We start from the raw sequence: 4,461 nt of genomic DNA on the forward strand, positions 1-4,461 counted from the left end.
ACCCGCCACCAACTCGAGCGATCGCACGAGTTGACCGCGCACACCGACCCCGACCCGCCACCAACTCGTGCGATCGCACGAGTTGACCGCGCAGACCAACCCCAACCCGCCACCAACTCGAGCGATCGAACGAGTCGAACGGCCAGGCCAACCACCCACCCAGCCGACAAGCTCAGAACAGCAGCGGGTCCAACGCCACGGCCACGAACAGCAGCGACAGGTAGAGGTTGCTGTGGTGGAAGAGCCGCATCGGCTGGATGACGCTGAGGTCCTCGGTGCCGCGGGCGCGGGCCCACATCTTGTGGGCCTGAACCAGGAACACCCCGCCGAGCACGGCGGCGACGACCGGGTAGACGAAGCCGGTGCCGGCGACGGGCCACAGCAGCAGCGACGTCGCGACCATGACCCAGCTGTAGAGCACGATCTGGCGGCCGACCTCGGCCGCGGGCTTCACGACCGGCAGCATCGGCACGTCGACGTTGGCGTAGTCCTCGCGGTAGCGCAGCGCCAGCGCCCAGGTGTGCGGCGGCGTCCAGAAGAAGACGACGGCGAACAGCACGATCGGCACCCACGAGAGCTCGCCGGTGACGGCGGTCCAGCCGATGAGGGCCGGGAAGCAGCCGGCGATGCCTCCCCAGACGATGTTCTGCGTCGTACGGCGCTTGAGCAGCATCGTGTAGCCGAAGACGTAGAACGCGTTGGCGGCCACCGACAGCACGGCGGAGAGCGGGTTGACCCACAGGGCCAGCACGACGGTCGAGACGACCATCAGCACGGTCGCGAAGACCAGCGCCGAGGTCGGCGTGACGACGTGGCGCGGGAGCGCGCGGCGCCGGGTACGGCGCATCTGCTCGTCGATGTCGCGGTCGTAGACGCAGTTGTAGGCCGACGCCGAGCCGGCCGACAGGGCACCGCCCACGACGGTGGCGGCGACGAGGCCGAGGGCGGGAACGCCCCGCTCGGCGAAGAACATGACCGGCACGGTGGTGAGGAGCAGCAGCTCGATGACACGCGGCTTGGTGAGGCCGACGTACGCCGAGACGACGTCCTTGAGGCTCACGGGTGCCGGCTCAGGCTGCTGCACGGCAGGTCGAGACTCGTCGACGTAGGTCACGAAGGTCCCTCGGGTCTGGGCTGGGGACGGGGTGCCAGGCGTGGTCACCCCCGATGAGGCGGTGTCAGCCTATCCCTCGACCTGAGTAGGCTCGGCATTGACCGAGGCCCGATCCGTTGGACCGTTCCAATCCGCCTAGGAGACCCGTGAGCGACACCCCCGCCCTCGACTGGACCGACCTGGACAAGAAGGCCGTCGACACGGCCCGCGTGCTGGCCATGGACGCCGTCCAGCAGGTCGGCAACGGCCACCCCGGCACCGCGATGAGTCTCGCCCCCGCGGCGTACCTCCTCTTCCAGAAGGTGATGCGGCACGACCCGGCCGACCCCTCGTGGATCGGGCGCGACCGGTTCGTGCTGTCGTGCGGCCACTCGAGCATCACGCTCTACACGCAGCTCTACCTCGGTGGGTTCGGGCTCGAGCTCGACGACATCAAGGCGCTGCGTACCTGGGGCTCCAAGACCCCCGGCCACCCCGAGCTCGGCCACACGGCCGGCGTCGAGGTGACGACCGGGCCTCTGGGCCAGGGCGTTGCCAACGCCGTGGGCATGGCCATGTCGGGTCGTCGCATCCACGGGATGCTCGACCCCGACGCCGCGCCGGGCGAGAGCCTGTTCGACCACCACGTCTATGCCATCTGCTCCGACGGCGACCTCGAGGAGGGCGTCAGTGGTGAGGCGAGCTCGATCGCCGGCACCCAGGAGCTCGGCAACCTCACGATGATCTACGACCGCAACCGCATCTCGATCGAGGGCGACACCGACGTCGCGTTCACCGAGGACGTCGCCAAGCGCTACGAGGCCTACGGCTGGCACGTGCAGGTGGTCGACTGGACCAACGGAGGCACCGACTACGTCGAGGACGTCCCCGAGCTCTACGCGGCGATCCTGGCCGCGGGCGAGGTCACCGACCAGCCGTCGCTCATCGTGCTCAACACGATCATCGCCTGGCCCGCACCCAAGGCCCAGGGCACCGAGAAGGCCCACGGCAGCGCTCTCGGCGACGACGAGGTCGAGGCCACCAAGGTCGTGCTCGGCTTCGACCCCAAGGAGAAGTTCCCGGTCCCGGCCGAGGTGCTGGCTCACACCCGCAGCCTCGGCGAGCGGGGCGCGGCCACCGGGTCCGCCTGGGACGAGCAGTACGCCGCCTGGTCGGCCGCCAACCCCGACAAGGCGGTCCTGCTCCACCGCCTCAAGGCCCGCGAGCTCCCCGACGGGTTCACCGAGGCCCTCCCGACCTTCGAGGCCGACGCCAAGGGCGTCGCCACCCGGTCGGCGTCCGGCAAGGTGATCAACGCCATCGCCGACCTGATGCCCGAGCTGTGGGGCGGCTCGGCCGACCTGGCCGGGTCCAACAACACGACGATCGAGTCGGCGCCGTCGTTCATCCCGGCCTCGCGCACCACCGAGCAGTGGTCCGGTGACCCCTACCAGGGCCGCGTCCTGCACTTCGGCATCCGCGAGCACGGCATGGGCGCGATCATGAACGGCATCGCCGCCGACAAGCTGACCCGCGTCTTCGGCGGCACGTTCCTCACGTTCTCCGACTACATGCGCGGCGCCGTCCGCGTGGCCGCGCTCAGCGGGCTGCCGGTCACCTACGTCTGGACCCACGACTCCATCGGTCTCGGCGAGGACGGCCCCACCCACCAGCCGATCGAGCACCTCGCCGCGCTCCGCGCGATGCCCGGGCTCGACGTCGTACGCCCGGCCGACGCCAACGAGACCGCCGCCTGCTGGCAGACGATCCTCGGCCACACCGACCGGCCGGCCGCCCTGGCGCTGACCCGCCAGAACGTCCCGACCTTTCCGCGCGGCGCTGACGCCGAGACCGGTGAGCACTGGGCCGACACCACCGACGTCCACCGCGGCGGCTACGTCCTCGTGGGCGCCGAGGGCACCCCCGACGTCGTGCTGCTGGCCACCGGGTCCGAGGTCCAGGTCGCCGTCGCGGCCCGCGACCTGCCCGCCGCCGACGGCATCGCGGCCCGCGTGGTCTCGATGCCGTGCTTCGAGTGGTTCGAGGCGCAGGACCAGTCCTACCGCGACACCGTCCTCCCGCCGACCGCCAAGGCGCGCGTCTCGGTCGAGGCCGGGGTCAAGCAGGGCTGGCGCGACTATGTCGGCGACGCCGGCCGCATCGTGTCCATCGACACCTACGGCGCCTCGGCCGACTACCAGCGCATCTACCAGGAGTACGGCATCACCGGCGAAGCGGTGGCCCAGGCCGCCAAGGACAGCATCGCGGCCGCCCAGGCTCAGAACCTCTGACCCCCACGGCGTCCGCCCACCCACCGATCACAGGAGGAAACATGACCGATCGACTGAAGGCGCTCGCCGACGCGGGCGTCAGCATCTGGCTCGACGACCTGTCCCGCGAGCGCATCGAGAGCGGCAACCTCGCCGCGCTCGTCAAGGACAAGTCCGTCGTCGGCGTCACCACCAACCCGACGATCTTCGCCGCGGCCATCGCCGACGGTGAGAGGTACGACGAGCAGGTCCGCAAGCTCGTCGCCGACGGCCAGCCCGTCGACCGGGTGATCTTCGAGCTCACCACAGAGGACGTCCGCAACGCCTGCGACATCTTCAAGCCCGTCGCCGACTCCTCCGGCACCGACGGCCGGGTGTCGATCGAGGTCGAGCCCGACCTCGCCAACGACACCGGCGCCACGATCGCGTCGGCCCAGGCGCTGTGGGAGGCCGTCGACCGCTCCAACGTGCTGATCAAGATCCCCGCGACCCAGGAGGGCCTGCCCGCCATCACCGCCGCGATCTCCCAGGGCATCAGCGTCAACGTCACGCTGATCTTCTCGATCGAGCGCTACCGCGCCGTCATGGACGCCTACCTCAGTGGTCTCGAGGCCGCCCGCGACAACGGGCTCGACCTCGGCCGCATCCAGTCGGTGGCGTCGTTCTTCGTCTCGCGTGTCGACAGCGAGATCGACAAGCGGCTCGACGCCGTCGGCTCCGAGGAGGCCACCGCCCTCAAGGGCAAGGCCGCGGTCGCCAACGCGCGACTGGCCTACGCCGCCTACGAGGAGGTCCTGGCCAGTGACCGCTGGAAGCAGCTCAGCGACGTGGGCGCACACGCCCAGCGTCCGCTGTGGGCCTCCACCGGGGTCAAGAACCCCGACTACCCCGACACCCTCTACGTCGCCGACCTGGTCGTCGCCGACACCGTCAACACGATGCCGGAGAAGACCCTCGAGGCCTTCGAGGACCACGGCGAGGTGACCGGCGACGAGGTCACCGGCAAGGGCGCCGAGGCCCAGCAGGTCTTCGACCAGCTCAGCGCGGTCGGCATCGACCTCGACGACGTGTTCCTCGCCCTCGAGGCCGAGGGCGTCG

Annotated in this window: 3 protein-coding genes; 2 read left to right on the forward strand and 1 reads right to left on the reverse strand. The window is 70.3% G+C overall.

What is annotated here, in order from left to right; all coding sequences use genetic code 11:
- Positions 1–172: 172 nt before the first annotated feature.
- Entirely contained in the window at positions 173–1,114 is a 942-nt protein-coding gene (locus Q7T52_RS11020) for a heme o synthase (protein WP_370692318.1), read from the reverse strand.
- Between the two features lie 146 nt (positions 1,115–1,260).
- Between Q7T52_RS11020 and tkt the strand changes: the two genes are divergently transcribed.
- A complete protein-coding gene (tkt, locus tag Q7T52_RS11025) occupies positions 1,261–3,384 on the forward strand; it encodes a transketolase (protein ID WP_304802396.1) in 2,124 nt (707 codons plus the stop codon).
- Positions 3,385–3,425: 41 nt separating this feature from the next.
- A partial coding sequence (gene tal, locus Q7T52_RS11030; RefSeq protein ID WP_304802398.1) for a transaldolase occupies positions 3,426–4,461 on the forward strand: 1,036 nt, incomplete at its 3' end.

Origin of the sequence: Nocardioides sp. (assembly GCF_030655615.1) — a bacterium.
Lineage (GTDB): Bacteria > Actinomycetota > Actinomycetes > Propionibacteriales > Nocardioidaceae > Nocardioides.